This window comes from Dyadobacter sp. OTU695 (assembly GCF_038440355.1).
In the GTDB taxonomy this organism is placed as follows: Bacteria; Bacteroidota; Bacteroidia; order Cytophagales; family Spirosomataceae; genus Dyadobacter.
Genome location: NZ_JASATN010000004.1, coordinates 174,192 through 192,680, shown reverse-complemented (window position 1 = coordinate 192,680; position 18,489 = coordinate 174,192). Strand labels below are relative to the sequence as shown.

Genomic DNA, 18,489 nt, shown 5'->3' with positions numbered 1-18,489 from the left:
ATTCAATCATTCAATCATTAACTCCCCCATGAATCGCAGAAACGCTATTAAAAGCCTGGCACTTTTGCCGGTAACCGGAAGTGTTTTTCCAATAAAATCAATGTTATCCGCTCCTATTACCGGAAATAATATGCCTTTGGCTTCGCGTAAGCCCATGCCGGACCTGCATCGCGATGCGTTTGTCATGGACGGGCATACGCACGTGATGAGCCGTGAATTGGTGCTGAAAACCGATATCGGCCAGCGTTATCCGGACGGCACAGTCGATTTGCCAAGGGCAAAGGAAGGCGGGCTGGATGCTATGTTTTTCTCCGTTTACACCCCTGAAAACTACTATCCGGGGCGATTCGAGACTAAAAACACCTTCCGAGTCGTAAACCTTGCATTGGATCAGATTAAAAAGAATAGCGCGATGATCGAACTGGCTCTCACGGCTTCCGATATTGAGCGGATCAATAAAAAAGGCAAAATGGCGGCTTTCCTGGATTTAGAAGGCGGATACGACCTGTACGGCGACCTTGACCTGCTACGTGCCCTTTACAAGCTCGGCCTGCGCTCCATGCAGTTGACTGCCCACAGTACAACCAACGCATTTATCGATGCCTGCAACGATGTGTATACCTGGGGCGGTATTAACGATCACGGAAAAGCAATAATCAAAGAAATGAACGATCTCGGGATGGTGATCAATGTCGCTCACGCCTCTAACGACGCTATCATCCAGTCGGTAGCTGCGAGCCGCCATCCGGTCATTTACAGTCACGGCGGGTTTTACAAAATAGTGGACCATCCCCGCTGCATTTCCGACGAAGCAGCCAAAGCCATCGCCGCGAAAGGGGGCGTGATCGGTGTTCATTTCGGCAGCCTTTTCAACAATCCGAAATACTGGGCGTGGCAGAAAGCGAATAATCCGACTAAGGTGCAGCCTGATCCTCAACCCAAAACACCGCGGATTCTCAGCTCCCAGGTTACCACGCAAACCATCGAAGAGGTTGACCGGGAGTTTGCACGCGAGCTTCCATTTACATTTAAAGGCACCATCCCCGACGAGTACTGGATGCACGTAGACCAACTGGCAAAAGTGATCGACTATGGCGTAAAACTCGTTGGAGAAGACCACATCGCCCTGGGCTCCGATCTGGACGGCGGCCCGGAATTGCCACGCGAGATCCAAGACATCAGCGATTACCCTCAGATAACCATCGCAATGCAAAAGTTGGGTTACAGCGACCAGCGCATCAAAAAAATCCTTGGTTTGAACTGGCTTCGCGTGATCAGGCAGGTAACGGAGGGGAAGTAACCAATTTTGTGCAAATCACCATGAAATTGGATGAATCGCCGGCGCGCCTGAGTCTTTCGCCCTAAGACCTGCTACACATCAGGATTTGCTTTGTATCAATCCCGATACAACATTGATAGTAAGCGCGACAAGCAACGTATTGAATGCGAAGGACAATAATGCATGGACAAGCGCCAGCCGCCTAAGCTCCCTGGAAGAAATCGTGACGTCCGAAACCTGGAAGGTCATCCCAATGACAAAGGAAAAATAGGTAAAGTCAAGATAGTCGGGCTCTTCTTCCTGAGGGAATTCCAGCCCTTGCCGTTGCTGATCCTTACCGCCCCGATGGCCTTCCGTGGGCCGGTAATAAAGGTGCGCATACCGTAGCGTGAATATGGTGTGAACCAGGATCCAGGAGCATACAATGCAGGAAAACGAAAGGATCAAATGAATGGTCAGGTCGGATCTCGAGGCCGTCTTTCCAGCCCCATACAAAAGAAACAATATGGCAAAAAGGCTCACGAAAGAAGCGGCGATTACAAAAAGGGAAATCATGATCCGGTTCGAATCCTGCCCGCCCACTTCCCGCCGGATTTCCGATGGATGCGAGCTGAGTATCGTCACCCAGGCCAGCCCCAGGTGTGCGGCCGCGTATGCGAGCCAGCCGATCATCCAGCTGATGGGTTTTTCGACAACAGAACCCGTCATGACAATCGCCAATGTACCGAAAATCAGCGATATAGCTAATTTGTGATGGGCGTCCAGCCGGTTGATAAATCTGATGATGCGCATAGAAGGTCGGGAACACGTTTTCAAAAAAGCAAGATAGCATATTGCCCGCCGAATTAAACAAAGCCGCTTAATAACATTTCCCAGAAAAAGTAGAACTACTTTTATATTCCTTTATACCTTATGGTTCTGTACCCTGACGAGCCTAAAATCCTTCCCAATCAATGCGACCTCCTGTTATACTTTGTGCATTTTCGAATTCCGGCGACGCCTATCTGTCCCAACTTGAAAAGGAAAAAGAAGCAATCTCGGATGCGCTGCGCGAAAGACAGGGTAAGGGCCATCTATTGCTCGACACCGACCCTCGTACAATCAAGAAATTACGGGACCGGCTGCTTCTGTATCAACCTCAGGTAGAGATCATTCATTATGCGGGACATGCCAGCGGCAGTCAGCTGCTCATGGAGGACGCGACGATTTACGGCGCCGGTTTGCTCCAATCGATCCGGTTGCAAAAGAATTTGCAGCTCGTCTTTCTGAACGGCTGCTCGACCCAGGACCAGGTGGACCAACTCCTCGACGCCGGCGTCCGTGCAGTCATCGCGACGAGCGTTGACATAGGCGACGACACTGCCACGCGTTTTGCAGAGGACTTTTACCAGAAATTGGCCAGCGGGCATTCCATCGACGAGGCTTTCAAGCTGGCCACAGAGGTAGTTACCGCCAAAAACAATGCGGCCTTAACTACCACAGAAGATGCTGACCGCGGCATTGCGCGCCTGATCAAGGCGCCCAACTCGGGACCTGTCTGGGGCCTTTATCTTCACAAAAACCAGCAGGGTGCGGCCAGCCACAGATTGTCCGACAAGAGCTTTTACGAACTGCATATCAAAAGCCAGATCGACACCAGGTTCAATACGTCCGAAGATGCGATCCTTGCCTCGCTTTATAATGTATTGATGACGTTCAGCGACGAGCTTCCGATGTTCGAAGACCTTGAAAAAAAGTATGGAGAACAATGGGACCCTAAAAAATTCGATGTGAGGGAGGTGAAAAACGCGATTATCAACAGCCTGCCCTCGCCGATCGCTGAACAGGTACGAAAACTGCTGGTTACCGAAGATGAACCCCTCGCAAGCGAACGCCTCCGGTTTTTGATCAATACCTACACGGTGATGGCCGATCTTTTGCTGTTTATCATGTTTTCCCAACTATGGGAAGCGCTGGTGCAGGGTAAGGTGCCCGTTCTGGAAGATCACCTGAAAGAACAGATCAGCGCTTTCTTTTTGCTTAACCACCACGACCGCCAGGCGTATGATGTCATTCCGCTTGTAAGGCTTATCCATGACAAACTGAAAGTCCATGATGTGCCCCTGTTTGTGAATGAAATGTCGCATCTGGCCGATCTTATGGACGAGCGTGACAGCGAGTTCTTCGGAGCTTACCTGAACATAACGCGCATTAAAAGCAAGTACAGGGATCTCGCGGCTCTGGAAGACCTCGATGACCAGGAGGTTGCAGAAGATTCTCAGAAAGCCGAAGCCAGCCTTTGCATTATGTTTAAGGAACTGGGATTCTGCGCCAGGTACAAATTCGCAACCATCAAGAATATCTATATCAATAAAAAGAAGAACCAGCCGGCCGTTTACCAGCACAAGATGGTGAAACTGGATTATGTGCTCGTGGGATTTACCGACAAGATGGAAGACTTCGAGAATTTCACGGATTCAAATTCGGTCGTTATTTACAAGATCGAGAACAAGAACCTTTCCGCATTCAACCTGTATCCGTTTGTGATCGATATGAATGCACTGATCAGTGAAAAGCTTTCCAAGATCTACTTCTTCTATAATTACGATAAAGGCGCCGCTACCGCTACGTGCAACTACAATTTCATCAAGAATATCAATGAGAAGAAGGACCGTCTGCAAATACCTGCCTTACCCAATTTTTTAAGAACCAAGACCGACCTGAAAATATCACAGGAAGAACTCAACACGATTGGCCCGGAGATCCTTGAAAGTGTCGAAGTTTTTATTTCCTATTTCAAATAGCGACCGATCATGACACCTTCGCCATTCAAACTGCTGGACTCTTTTGAGAAGAACGAACGCAGCGCCTTTTTTGAAAGAGAGGACGAGATCAGGATCATATACAACTACATCCACGAGTCCAACATCGTACTCGTGAACGGTCCGCTGGGTACCGGGAAATCCAGTATCATCAAATGCGGGCTCGCCAACTGCTTTGAGAAGACCGACTGGCTGGAAATATTCGTCCGGCGTTACGATAATATCAATATCTCGCTGCGAAAGGAAATCAACGCGAAAAACAAGGAAGACTTCCCGTTCGACTCCGACATCCTGGATTGCCTGCGGTCTCTCTACCTCGATTTTTTTAAGCCCATTTACCTCATATTCGACCAGTTCGAGGAAATATTCATTTTCGGGAATACCGAAGAACAAGAGACATTCTTCAACGAGCTCAGAAGGATACTCGACGCCAGGGACATTCCTTGTAAAGTGATTTTCATCATGCGCGAGCGATACATTGCGCAGTTGCAAAAATATGAGAGCATTGTGCCGGAAATCTTCGACAAGCGGGTGCTGATCGAACGGATGACCGACAATGATATCAAAAACGTCATCAAAAAATCCTGTGAACACTTCGACATAGAAACCGATGACGCCACCGTCGATGCGATCGTAAAAAACCTGAAAATCGACGAAAACCTCATCGAGTTACCGCATCTTCAGATTTACCTCGACCGGCTCTGGCACCAGGCGCCCGGCCCCCGTAAAAGTTTCAGGATCGGCCTGCTGGCAGAGGTAGGTAACATCCAGAATGTGCTCAAACAGTTTTTGGAACAAAGAATAGAGAAGACGATTTCAGAGGTATCCTCCGTACACGGGTCAGTCAATTACAATACCGTCAGGGATGTACTTTACTGTTTTGTCAGTGACGAAGGCACCAAACGGCCGCAAAAAATTGAGGAGGTGATCTCCCGGGCTGCGCCTCTGGACATTGCCACGGCGATCGTCAAATCGCTGGCCAGTAAAAACATTCTCAGGCTGGACAAATATGGCCGTAACGGGACGGACAGCATTTATGAGATTGCGCATGATAGCCTGGCCCAGATTATCTACGACAAGTTTAGCCTGGAAAACTCGCACATCGCCCGAACGATCAAAACCATAAAAAACGCCTACCTGAAATACGAGCAGTCCAATAAGATATGGTTTTTAAGATCCTATCTCGACCGGAATGATTTAAGGGATATCAAGCGTTCGACCAAGGATATCCGCGAGAACGTTGCGCTGAGCAAGCAGCCGACGAAAGAGGAATGGAAATTTGTTGCCGACAGCAAACGGCGGCTCACGACGATATACGGGCTGAGCTACGCCGCAGGCGCCTTATTTCTTTTAACCATATTAACCTTTCTGACCATATGGAGCTCCGAAACAAGCACGCGTTACCGGCTTCTCATTAATCTTGCCAAGTCGAAAACCCAGCAATACATTCTCTATAAACAATATGAACAAAACAGCGTGCTCTCCGGACTGTTCGGGGATGGCATGTTTGATGAAATTAAGAGGTATCCCGAGCACGAAAACCTGTATTTCGCTTCCATATTTAATGTGGAGCCCATCACCGATATGGCCTTCGCCCACGTAGGCAAAGGTAAAAAGCTTCTGATTATTGCCGGCCCAAACACGGTAAGTCTGTATAACGAGCGCTTGGGGACTCTGGAAAACAGGTATAATCTCGTCAAACGCATCTGGACCAGGGACCGCGCCAATCATGGTTTAAGGGTAATTATTAACAGCCACGATACGACGCTGGTGAGAATATCATATGATAGCGGGAAAATGTTGCTGATGAAGAGGGTTATCGACAGCACACGCAACGGAGAATCGTTCAGGTTAACCTCGGAGGGGATTTTGAGCGACAGTACCCAGTCGTTGTATGATATCGACAACGAATATCATTACAATTCGCTGAGGAGGTTCCGGCACGACTCTGTAATAGCCATTTCAGATACCCGAATGGGCATTACCCGGTTATTCTGGACGGGCAACAAAAAGATCGAACCGAGCACTCGCCTGCTTCCCGAAACAAAGGTACGGTTCCTGTTGCCACTGGATGTAGAAGATCTTGAATATCTGAAACGAAATTCGGGTATCGCTGCCAAAGAGGATTTATGGACCTACCTGGAAAACGAATATCTTACATCGATCGACCGGCTTTCGAGCCATTTCTTTTCCTCCGAAAACTCAGGTTCCCTCGTTCATCTGAGAGGTGTGCTGAGCGCGTTGGTAAGGCAGGTGGAAGGACAATACAATTATGCGCTCTGGACGGCGCTTTCGAGAAAAATAAGCGCAGACCGCAACGAGCGGTTGAATGAAGTCTTCCGGGATGCACGCGGCGAACTGGAACGTAAAATCCAGAAAATGCGGGAAGACGAGCGCAACGCGCTTTTTTCCTTTGTCCGAACGCAATCCAAACGGTATGCGAGCGACGACCACATTTTGTTTCTCGAAGACATGCACGAAAAACTTCCCAATGATACCTGCCTGAATCACTACCTGTCGATCGTTTACAACAACGCGTCGTGGTACCGGCTATTCGACCGTAACTTCAAAAAATCGATCGACTATGCTCAAAAAGGCACAACCGTGAGCGTTGCACCCAGGTCACGCCTCCACTACATTTTCGTGAACCTGGCACACGCCCACCTGCTTTCCGGTAACGTCGCGGAGGCCAGGCGTTACTATCGGAAATATGCCGGCAGCAAAAATTTCAGCGAGAAAAATTGTTCGTATGCAGAAAGCGCTATTTACAACCGCGACGTAATGATTGCTGACCTGCACACATTTGCCCAAAAGAAGATGATCCCCGACTCGCTCAAAGACGATGCAGCATCGATCGTCAAAATGCTCAACGACCTCGCCCTACCCGCCTCGGCGGCCAACGGCTACAATAGCTTAGCCAACGCTTCAACTGACTCGTCGATAACGAAATAGTTGAGATGATGGCACGACACCTTTTGCGGCACGGCGGCCGTCTTCGCAAGGAAGATGCTGTCCGTGCTCACGGCAATATCGTTGACCGTATTCTTGTAAATCCAGGTACCTATTTGCGTTACTACCTTTTCCATTAATGGCAAGCCGTTGCTGGCCCGGAGATAGGCATCGAGATCGCCTCCGATGATGAAGTAGGGAATCGGAGCTGCATTTTTATGGGTTAATTTTTTGATAAAATCGCTGCCGGCATCCATTTGTGCCAAAGTGTGGAGTACTTCTTTATTCCCAACTTTCAGTACCGACGATAAAAAGCCCGTCACAGCGCCTACCTGCGGAGGGAACAACCTGGTACCCAGCGCAAGGGCTACGGACGTCCAGCTGACGTAATCCGGAATCTGACCGAACTTGCTGCCACCGTTTGGCGTTCCCGCCATAATCAGTTTGTCGACAAACTTGTCGCCCCCCAGTTCCTCGATCATATACCGCGACACCAGTCCGCCCATCGAGTGAGCGACCATAACCAGCTCCTTTCCGTCATTTTCGTGGAGTCCAAGGTCCGTCAGTTTGCCTTTCAGAATCGCCGCGATCTCTTCGATGGGCGTGTTCAGGTTTTCATAATCGTAGGTCATCACAAGGTCGTAACCGCTGTCGATCGCCATTTTAAACGTCTTGGCCATTTCTTCCGTATCGCCGATAATCCCGTGGACAAGCAGTAATACCGATTTTGCCTGGCTTACTTTCTCTTTGAGGCTCCAACTTTCGCGGGACGCATTATTGGCATAATCCACCCAGCGCAGCTTGTTCGGGTCCGTTTTAATGCCCAGCTTGCCCGCAAATTTCAGGAACACCATCCGGAACGCGCCGCCAAGGCTCCTCGTTTTCTCACCGGCTTCCTCCGGAATGCTATTGACGCTGATCTGCATTAACCCCGGTTCCGGAATGGCAACTACGCCCATCGGCAAAAAGTCTTCGCCGTCGAAAAAAAATGGCAATACCAACTCGTCCTCTTTTTCAGGTCTGATATCGATAATCAGAGGATTCTCTTTCAGGGCAGCGACGTCGCTGATTTCCACCACCTCGGCAATGCTTCGATCTTCTCCCCGGGTACCTTCGTCGAAGTTGACGATCTCAAACCAGGGATTACCGACCGCATAAGCCTCATTGATAACCGGCTTATCGATGCTCCTGGTCCTGGAAACGAGTGGCGCCCAGCCGAGTTTGCCCCGAAACGACGGATGTGGCTGGACCGTGATCCCTTTGCCGATGGCCACCGGCTGGGCTCCCAATTCTCTCTCTGCTTTTTTGACAAGCCTGATACTCACTGCTTTTGTGATCCAGTCGGATTTCCCTCCTCCGATAGCCTTGGATTGCCCAAGACCCCTCGAACCGGATGGCGTAACTGTGGCGCCGATTTGCAGCGGCTCCTGAACAAACAGACTGCTGTCTATGGCTTCCGTCGAAGCAATCAGCTTCAGCGTATCGATTTCCTCTTCGCTGTTCAGGGTGAAAACGTCACTCGTGAGCACCACCGAGGCTCCCGGATTCACAGGCTGCGAATCGTTGAAAATGACTGTCACCCCGTAATCCGGTGAGAGATATAGAAGGCAGGCGTACAATGGCCTGGCTGTACCGTTACTGAAATTAACTTTAAACGGAATATCCTCTCCATCGTGGTCGAGGGTAATCATCTGCTCCGAAAATGTCCGTGTCGACGCGCCGTTCGCAACCTCTACATTGAACGTAACCTGCCCGGAATGAATGGCCGATTGCGCGTTTTGTAAATCGAGCAGGCGCTGCCAGCGGGCGAGCGTTTGCAGGATGTTCAGCATATGTGTTACCGAAAACTTACCGGTACCTTCCACCGTCTGAATCCTCGTGTCGCTGCCCGTGTGATAGGCTGCGATATTGCCGTTTTCAATTTTTAGTTCAAACAAAGCGGCGGCGGGAACGTCGGTCAATACAATGCCTGATTCAGAGGCGCCGGCCAGCGTTTCCTGCATGGCCTGAACCGCCAAGTCATCACCGTAAATAAAAAATGGTTGAAGCCGGAGGGATTCGGGCTCACCCCAATAGACGTTACTTGCATCCAGGGGTAATGTCCCGGCCTGCAAAGTGCTTTCTGTCACATTCATCACATCCAGTACGGCGTCTCCAACAAGCAGGCCCTCCGCTACCGCATCATATATTTTGATCTTCAAGGGCTCTCCTACCCGCTGCTCTATGCCCATACCCGCGCCCAGATCGATCGTCCACTTGCCTGCTTTCATATACACGCGATACCGGGTGAGCCGCCCGGTTTCCACGTTTCTTCCCAAAAAGCCCTGACTCACGTTGAAAATACCGACCGGCTCCATTTGCGGAGTCTGGTTTTTCAACGCATTGCGGATAAACGCCCTCACCTGAACGAACAGGTCCGCATAAGTTACCTGCCCGCCATTTTTGCCTAACACAGAAATCAATGATTGCGTGAACTGCCCGTGCCCGTTGCTTTCCCACGCACGCTCTACCCGGTCGCACGCGGCCAGTAACAGGTGGTCGGAAGAGGGAATACTCAAATTGGCCCGTTGCAGATACGCACCATCTAGGTAACTTTCAAGAGGCCGGATATCGGAGGTCCCTTTTTCGAAACGGGGCTGCATTTGCAGAAACTGTTCAAGCTCTCTGGTGACTGAACCCGAATGGCAGGAGTCGGCAATAACGACGATCCTGGGGCCACGTAAACTCACTTCTTCGAGTAAAAGCGCAATTTCCTTGTCTGCCAGGTCATATTTGCCCGACTCCCGGCTGTCGTGCAAAACCCAGGTCTGTTCCTGTTGATCGGAGGTTGCCGCCTGGAATTCCCGGGCCGTAATCCCGGTAGATCCGTGTCCCGAATAGTACACCACCGCCATATCCTCGGGCCCCGCCTGGGTAAGATGTTTTCTGAATCCATCTATCACCTTTGCGCGCGTCGCATGGGTGTCAGTTAGCACAAGTATTTGTCGTTCGTCGGGGATCAGATCACGGTAATTTTCTTTTAAAAATTCTCCAAAATCGGAGACGTCATTCAAACAACCGCCCAGCGCTCTGATGGCCGGTTCCGAGGAGGGACTATACTCATTAATACCAATCAGCAATGCGAAGATTTTCATGGGATAACAGGTTGGATGAGAAGGACGGTCGGCATGTACGGATGAGTCGGCAACCGGGCAACATAAGACTCGTATCCCCTGAAATTACCTGCCCGATGCATTAAAATCAATACGCGACATGCTTTGTTATTGAACGGAAAAAATGGCGCATCGAAGACCGTACTGCCTTTGCGGCCCGGTTAATAACTTCTTTCGCTGCCACCCCGAACACCCCGGAAAAATATCGAAATTGAAGTTTAGTCAGCGAAATCACCATCATGGGCATCGGGACAGTTACCCCTCGGCAGAATAAATCAAGACGGAACCGGTTGTTTTTCGTCGCAATCGATAAATACGATCACTGGACACCACTCCGATACCCGGTATCCGACTGCCAGCGTTTTTTTGCCGTGCTTAAAGAGTCCTACGGCTTTTCGGATGAAAACTTTATTATTCAGCCACTTTTTGATGAAAATGCCAAAACCGACATCGTTTTCGATGAGATCTGCTACCTGGCTGACAAAGACGAAAACGGCGAGCTTCGCGTCAGACCGGACGAGAACCTGATCATTTATTTTTCCGGCCATGGTCATTTCGACAAAAACAAGGAAGGCTACTGGGTACCGTCCGACGCGCCGATGCACATGGAACGGCCCAGTGATCTAAAAAAGCTTATTTCCGTCAGTGAAGTGATCCGGATCCTTTCCAATATAAAAGCCCACCACATTGTCCTCATCGTCGACGCGTGCTTCTCCGAAGCCTTTGCCACCATGGAGATTGACGTTACCCAGCAAAGCCAGTCCGCCGAAGCCGAGGAAGTTCCGTCCCGGTGGGTGCTCACGGCCGGACGCAATGGCGTGGTTCCCGACAAGAGCCCATTTGCGGATGCGCTGATCGACATTCTGCATAGCAATGCGGATGCCAGCGTGTCCATCAACTGGCTGGGGGCACAGGTGACGAAACAAGTGCGCGACAAAGGGTTCAATTTAGAACCCCTTTGCAAGAGCCTCGTCAACCAGAAATATAAAGTAGGGGAATTTTTCTTCCATCGCGCGGCCAGCGCATCGCAGCCGTCCACTCCGTTTGATCCCGCAAACCTGCAAGAAACACTGCGCATGGGCTCCAAAGCGCAGTTTGAGCGGCTTCAAAAAGGCCGTTATAAATACCTGAATATCGAGAGCATACTGGTTTCGGAGATTAACCTGGGCAAATACCTCGATGTACAGGTGAAAACGGACGCTCAGGTCGCCTCTCTTGAACTGGCCGTGGAAGCTTTGTGGAAAAACAAAAAGTCGCAGGCACTGCTTGTCGGCGACGGCGGTATGGGCAAAACGGTATCGCTGCTTTTGTTGTGGAGGGACCTCCTTTTCGAAGAGAATGGCCCCGTTCCCGTCTTTATTCCGCTCAATGAATACAACTCGTCTTCCGAACCCGAGCACAACGACTTCATTGTCAGATATATTTGCAAAAACCTGCTTAATATTCCCGAGCCGCTTCCGGAGACCGTCAATGCGCTCTGGAAGCTTTTTGAAACGTCCCGTGAGGGCAAGCCATCGCTCATCCTGCTCCTGGACGGCCTCAACGAAGTGACTGTTCCGAAGGGCCGCCTGATGACCACCATGAACGACCTTGCAGCCAGGGCAGGTGGTACACAGATGGTGATATCGTCCAGAAACAAACAAATCGAAAAACTGGATCTTTCCAGCGAGAGCGCCGCATTGATGCAGATCCTGCCGCTAACCCAGGAAACCGTTGTCGCTTACCTGAAAGAAAAAGGTCAGGAAATACCTGCAAATAAGGATTTGCTGGGGCTGTTTGCCAACCCGATGATGCTGACGCTCTATTCCGGCGCCAATAACATTGCCTTGCGGTTCAGGGACGATGATCGCTTCCACTTTAAAAAAGTGACGACTTACGGCGAACTGCTCTGGAATTTCAATGAAGCCCAGCTCGCACAGCTCACTGATGCCAACGAGGAAACTGAAATCCGCTACCAGGCTTTCCTGCTGCGCGTGCTGGTCCCTTATATCGCTTACCGAATGGAGGATAAGGGCAAATACGCCATTTCGATCCGCAAGCTCACCGACCCGACTTTCAACTTCAAAACAATGCTCGACGAAGCGTTCGCGGAACTGGATACGGAAGAGCTCACGGAAATATACCCTGAATTTGAAGGAAGGCGAAAGGAATTAGGCCTTGGTGTGCTCACCGAATTGGATGAAAAAGAGCAACGCGCCGGGAAAGTAAAGCAATTTCTTGTCGAGCGTCTGCGGGTACTGGTGATGGAGGGAGACGATCTCCGCTTTTTGCATCAGAATTTCCGGGATTTCTTTGCGGTATGCCATATACGCAACATGACGCAGGTCGCGATGGTGCGGCGGGCGTTGCCTGAGGTATTTTTCAGGAATTATATCCCGGTTTACCTGCGTCGCCTGCTGGGAGAAATTGAAGGGGAACACAGGGTGATGCCGACCTGGAATGCCGCAAAAAACCGGCTCGAACTGGTAGAAAAGGAAAACCTGCTATCCAGCCTGATGGATTTATGCCGGAACGAAGCAGGGATTAGTGCCGGTGAAGCAGAACGCGCGTTCGTGATCCGGAATGTGATGACGATCTGGCTTGACTTACGCCAAAGCCTGGCTGGCGCCAACCTCACCGACCTGGACCTGCGCCAAATCCAGTTCAACGGCCTGCCATTGACCCGCCACAAGGGGAGCGCCTACCTTCCGGCGCGTTTTGAGGGAAGTTTGCTGGATGGGGACGGATTTATCTTTAAAGGGCATTACGGCCAGATCAACCAGGTGCATTACAGTCCCGACGGCAAAAAGCTGCTGACAGCCTCCGACGACGGTACCATTAAAGAATGGCTTACCGCCACAGGAAAACTTTTACAGACGTTTTCAGGCCATACCGACAAGGTCATTTCTGCCCGGTACAGCCCGGATGGTCAAAAAGTTGTATCTGCTTCAAACGACACATTCGTCAGGGAATGGGCAGTAAGTACAGGCGCCGAACTGGCCCGCTACGAACACGAACATGCCAGGGTCAACAATACGGTGTACGCTCCGGACGGAACCAGAATCCTCACTTGCGCCGACGACAAACTGATCCGCGAATGGAGCACGACATCCCACGAGTGCATAAAAACCTACGCAGGCCACACCAAGAACGTGACTTCTGCCTGTTACAGCCCGAAAGGGGATAAAATCGGCTCAGCTTCTGCCGACACGACCGTGCGCGAATGGTCGGTAAAAACGGGAGAATGCCTCAGGGTGTTGAATGGCCATACAGAAAAGGTTAACAGCATTTGTTACAGCCCCGATGAAGCGCATCTGCTGTCCGCTTCCGACGACCACACGATAATCGAATGGGCCGCCGACAGCGACGCTCCTTTCAGGACTTTTACAGGTCATTCCGACCAGGTATACAGCGCAGTTTACAGTGCCGATGGCGAAAGAATTCTCTCGACATCAAAAGACAAAACCATGAGGGAATGGTCGGTAAAAACAGGCCTGGAAAGCCGTACCTGCTCGGGACATACCGATAAAGTTAACTTCGCCAGCTACTCTCCCGATAAACCCAGGGCTGTTTCGGCTTCCGACGACAAATCCATCCGTGAATGGAGCCTCGAAACCGGCACGCAGCTTTACATGATCAGCGGCCAGTCCGACTGGGTGGTTAACAAATGTGTGGTCAGCCCGGATTCTAAAAAAATACTGACGGTCAACTACGACCGCACGTTCAGCGAAATACACATTGGATCGGGCATCGCATTACAGGCATTCCGCGGACACGAAAAATGGCTCCACCGCGCAAGGTATAGTCCCGATGGCGCGAGAATAATCTCCACATCCGACGATCTCACGATCCGGGAATGGCTGGTCGGAACCGGTGAATGCATCCGCATTTACAGGGGCCACGGCTATGGTGTCGAGGATGCCACTTACAATGCGGAGGGTACTCAAATCTTCTCCCGGGACTTTGGCCATAACTTCCGGATTTGGTCGGTCGCGACGGGCGAATGCCTGGAAATCGTCGATGACGAGGCCAAAAAAAAGCAGCTGCAGACGGAAATGCAACTGCTCATAACGGGGGTTGCACCCAAGCCCTACAATATCAAATGCAGGTATGCTGAGATCACCGTTAAAGACTCAGCTTCCAAACCCGTTCTTTCATTTGTCAATGTATCAGGCCTGCTCGTGCAAGGCTGCGATTTCCGGAACGCAGACCCGGCCTCGAATTTCTCCGAGGCCGTCAGGAAAAACCTGAGAAGTTACGGCGCCATTTTCAACGACGAGGATGAAGCGGCCTGGAAACAGGCCAGGATCGCGGATCAATGATCTTTCAAACCGTCCATTACATTCAAAAAGCTCCCTGCCACAGCCTGAAAACCATGCTTGTCGGGATGGATCTCGTCGTACCATTGGGCATCGGCTACGAGTCCGCGCGCATTCACGTAATGCACATTAGGGAACTCGGCCGCCACCGTACGCAGGCGATCGTTGAATTCATTGAGAATATAGCTGATCACCCCTTTTCGGTCAGTCTGGCTGGTCATGCCTTTCTCGATCATATAACGCCCCAGCCAGCCCTTGTCGGTCTTTTCCAGCGGGGTAATGTAGTCGTAGCCGTGGCAAAGCGCATGAATATCAGGGCGTAATGCAAACAACTCATTGAACATCCTGCGATAAATCACCTGCAAGTTATCGAGCTCGGCGATCAGCGACGATTCGAGGTAATCCTGTGGTGGAAGTCCCGGCTCGTGCGGGCCGGCCTTGATATGGTTACGGAACTGTTCGCCCAACACATCGTTTCCACCACCGCTGATCAGGAAAAACCGTGGGCTTTTGTCCCGGACCGCTTCCAACCATTCTCCTTCGCGATCGTAGTTGGCCAGCGTGTCGCCAGCTGCCGCCACGCAGAAGATCGGATAGACTTTCGACAAATGATCGATCGTGTCCACCACGAGCGGATGTTGAAACCACGAATCACCTTCGGAAACAATTTTAGGCGCCCGGGGAAACCGCAGCCGCATAATGCGGTATTTGGAATTGCGTATCAGGCGCGCTGTTTTGTTGGCCACATCGAGCAGCCCGTCGCGAATGAACCCTTTTTCGTCCAGGTGCGCATCGCTTTTGCGTAGCTGCACATCCGGCTTCAACTGATATTCGGGCTGCAAATCAGGCTTGGTTTTTACTTCAAAATAATTCCCCAATGCATACTCGGCCAGATTTTCGTCTTCCAGCATCCTAGCCAGCTCGCTCTCGGCTATGATGTTGCATTCGGGGTTAATGTATTCCAATGTCAGCAGCTGCGTCGACCAGCTTGCCGCTACACTTTTGTCCGTTTCTTTGGCACTCGCGCCGATGCCTCGGGTGGAACCTTTTTTGCCCACGGTAAAGGGAGCGGGCAGGCTTTCCAGCGCCAGTTCCTCTATATTCGACAGGTCCTCGACACTGACGATAAATTGAAGATATTCTGCATTTTTGGGCCAATTATAAAGCCGGACATAGTTATCGAGCGAAATCGGAATGGTGGTCTGCCCATTGTAAGTAAGCGCTTTGGAGGCGCCCGGATCCAATGGGGTAACTATGGGATCCAGCAGCCCCAGCGACGCGCCGAAGCCGGCGTCCAGAAATACGCAGCAGCAATACAGCTTGCGCGAGCCGGTATTGGTTATTTTAATTTTGATACTCCCCTTCCACTCACCATCCACCTGCTGATAATGTAATCTCACAACATCCTGATCGGAACCGATCGGGTTCCCGCCCGCGTCGCTGACCTCGATGCGCAGCGGAGTGCCCATTGCCACGTCGTTTCGCAGGTTTTTAAGGAAATGCCAGTTGGAAATATGTTTGAGGTCTTTCACCAGCTCAGAAGCAAATGCTTCCGAATCCAGTTCAATTTGCTCTACGACCGGACGAAAAGTATCAAAAGGTTTCGTCAGCACGGCCAGGCCATTTCGGAACGACAATGTATAATCTGCCTCTGCTTCGCTGGCTTCCAGCCTGGCCTGGGCGGGGATCTCGGCCATCAGCTTTTCGGCAAGCAAAAGACTGTCGGTCAATATATTGTCGACATTGTTAAGGTGAATTTTAAGTTGCTGGCTCATCAACCCTTCCACATACCCCTGGTAAATCTTCGTGGTATCGAGCTCCGACTCCACTGCATTATCGAATGCCAGAATGGTGGTGTCAGCTCCAACCGACCGCACTTTTGCTTCAAATATCTTGTCATCGTCCCGCACGGTAATGCCGCCGGTCGCCCGTCCGATCCCGTGAACAGCCCCCCGTTGCAGCACCCAGTTGCCCGCCCCGTCGCGCAGCACGTCGGCATAAGTGGTATTGCCCGCTCCGCCAGGTTTATTGAATACATTGTTTAATACCAGCTCACGGTGAAATGCAGGTGGAATGTACATGACTGGCGTCTGCTCGAAAGCATTATGGAGCATTTGCTTCACGCGCCCGTGCAATGCCGCATAGGAAAGCTGCCCTCCCGACGCTTCGAGCGATTTGAGCAGATATTTGGTAAAAACACCTTCACCACTTACCTCAACCGCCGATTCATCCGACTCGCAGGCAGAAAGACTGACGTGCCTGGCCGGGGGAAGAATTGCATCAATGTGCTTGCCTGCAAAATCGCCCGTTGAAAGCTCGCCGCTGAAAATGAATTTCTCCCAGGTCCGTTGCGGGAAAACATAAGGGATCCGCCGTTCGGTCACCTCCTGATAGGTCGATTTGATCAGTCCTGCGTTGCGGGTATTATCGCCCGAATGGCAGCAATCCGAGATCACCGTAATATGGGGCCCGTTCTTGGAAACCTCCTTGATCAGGTATCGCAACTCTTTATCAGATAGCAGGTAGTCGTCGGCATGGCCCTCGTCATAATAGCTCACCAGGCATTCGAGCTTGCCATCCTGTTCGGCTGTCCAAACGGATGCATCCGCCAGTTCCTGGGTACCATGTCCTGAATAGTAAAACACGATGACATCGTCCTTACCGGCTTGCCCCAACTCCTGAAATGCCTTGACGATCTCCGCCTTCGTTGCCTCCTGGTTGGTCAGAAACCGGATATGCTTCTGGTCGAACGACGTGTCGTTTTCCAGGTAGCGCCGGATTTTCGTAGCATCGGCCACACAGCCCCTGAGTTTTGGAAAAGCCACTTTCTGGTTCAGCACTACCTGATCTTCGTAGGCATCAATCCCCACCACCAATGCATATAAATTCGGCTTGACCGCAGCACCTTCTTCATCGTTAAAAAGGGATTCGAAATCCTCCGGCGGGGCTACCTCCACACCTCTCGGCTCAGCCCATTGCGCTTCCAGTGATGCTTCGTCCGTAATCGTTCCTTCTTCTGCCACCAAAGCCTCACGTGTAGCGCCCGCAGGCAGATAGGCCTGCGCCTGCACGCCCGAGATAACCTGCTGCCAGTCAAAGGCAGGCCCGAGGTCCCACTTCCCGCTTGTGCGGTAGTTGACATGCGAAACAATGCCTTTAAAGGATAGTACATCCTGCGTACCCTGGTACCGCACCGACTCATCAAGAAACTGGCGGGGGATATTGTATTTTTTGGTTAAAAACCGCAGCAGTATGATCAGGCTTTCGTATTGCTTCTGGGTGTAGGAAGCATAGTATTTCTGGTCGCGGAAGGGATGGTCCAATTTCTGATATGCTTCTGTCTGCGTCAGCGGGCAGTACAAGTCGACGCGGCCGGGATTCTCCCTGGGCCGCGAATAGATCGTTTCCAGGTTAGCGCCCCGTTCGACCAGGTAGCCGTAGTTGATAATCTCGATGGCGATTGTCACCTTATCCTGTGCATTGCCGGTGCCCGCATTACCAATGCCGGCGCCTATGTGCCCCGACCAGTCTTTCGATGGAAACAACTGGTAAATAGTACCGTCTCGGGCGATGACGAACGGGACGGAAACCCGGAAGTTCTGCGTGGTAAGCGTGTTGATGCCCCCGCTCAGGTTACCGGCGGTAAAATGCAGCACGATCCGTTGCTTACCGTGGGGCGGCTCGGGCGTATTGAAGTAACCCGAACGGTTTTTAGGCTTGCAAAATACTCCGCGCAAAGAAAGGTCCTCCCCTGCCACGGGAACCGTAAACGGCGTAAACGTATAGTCAGTCCGGTTTTTGAAAGCTGCCTCATCGGCGGCAAGTGTATCGTAGCGCATGGGATAAGAGGAATGAGGTGAGAAAAGCAGTGCGAATCCGTCAGCACGGCCAGGGCCGACTTTGAAATGAAGACGATTTACCAAAAACGAGAAGCATTGTAAAGCAATTTCCTCACGATTTATTTAATGGTTTCGTAGAAATAATCCTATCTTTCCAATTGTTCTCAGCTC

Annotated in this window: 7 protein-coding genes; 4 read left to right on the top strand and 3 right to left on the bottom strand. The window is 51.1% G+C overall.

Annotated elements, in window-relative coordinates:
• The first annotated feature begins 28 nt into the window (after positions 1 to 28).
• On the top strand, positions 29 to 1,300 hold the full coding sequence (locus tag AAHB90_RS10905; protein WP_342085051.1) for a dipeptidase: 1,272 nt from the start codon (positions 29 to 31) through the stop codon (positions 1,298 to 1,300).
• A gap of 78 nt (positions 1,301 to 1,378) precedes the next feature.
• Here AAHB90_RS10905 and AAHB90_RS10900 read toward each other — a convergent pair whose 3' ends face one another.
• Positions 1,379 to 2,071, bottom strand: a complete 693-nt coding sequence (locus AAHB90_RS10900) for a DUF1345 domain-containing protein (RefSeq protein WP_342085050.1) — start codon at positions 2,069 to 2,071, stop codon at positions 1,379 to 1,381.
• A 161-nt stretch (positions 2,072 to 2,232) separates the two neighbouring features.
• Here AAHB90_RS10900 and AAHB90_RS10895 point away from each other — a divergent pair, with 161 nt between their 5' ends.
• The gene (locus AAHB90_RS10895; RefSeq protein ID WP_342085049.1) at positions 2,233 to 4,062 is read left to right on the top strand and encodes a CHAT domain-containing protein; all 1,830 of its coding nucleotides are present in this window, start codon (positions 2,233 to 2,235) and stop codon (positions 4,060 to 4,062) included.
• A gap of 9 nt (positions 4,063 to 4,071) precedes the next feature.
• Positions 4,072 to 7,032 carry an nSTAND1 domain-containing NTPase gene (locus AAHB90_RS10890; protein ID WP_342085047.1) on the top strand — a complete coding sequence of 987 codons (2,961 nt, stop codon included), beginning with the start codon at positions 4,072 to 4,074 and terminating at the stop codon, positions 7,030 to 7,032.
• Here AAHB90_RS10890 and AAHB90_RS10885 read toward each other — a convergent pair.
• The gene (locus tag AAHB90_RS10885; protein ID WP_342085046.1) at positions 6,984 to 10,163 is read right to left on the bottom strand and encodes a caspase family protein; all 3,180 of its coding nucleotides are present in this window, start codon (positions 10,161 to 10,163) and stop codon (positions 6,984 to 6,986) included. The two genes, AAHB90_RS10890 and AAHB90_RS10885, sit on opposite strands and share 49 nt — an antisense overlap.
• Positions 10,164 to 10,471: 308 nt before the next feature.
• Between AAHB90_RS10885 and AAHB90_RS10880 the strand changes: the two genes are divergently transcribed.
• The gene (locus tag AAHB90_RS10880; RefSeq protein WP_342085045.1) at positions 10,472 to 14,482 is read left to right on the top strand and encodes a caspase family protein; all 4,011 of its coding nucleotides are present in this window, start codon (positions 10,472 to 10,474) and stop codon (positions 14,480 to 14,482) included.
• Here the strand turns inward: AAHB90_RS10880 and AAHB90_RS10875 are convergent.
• Positions 14,476 to 18,318: a caspase family protein gene (locus AAHB90_RS10875; RefSeq protein ID WP_342085044.1), complete on the bottom strand. Its 3,843-nt coding sequence runs from the start codon at positions 18,316 to 18,318 to the stop codon at positions 14,476 to 14,478. The genes AAHB90_RS10880 and AAHB90_RS10875 overlap by 7 nt on opposite strands.
• Positions 18,319 to 18,489: the final 171 nt, after the last annotated feature.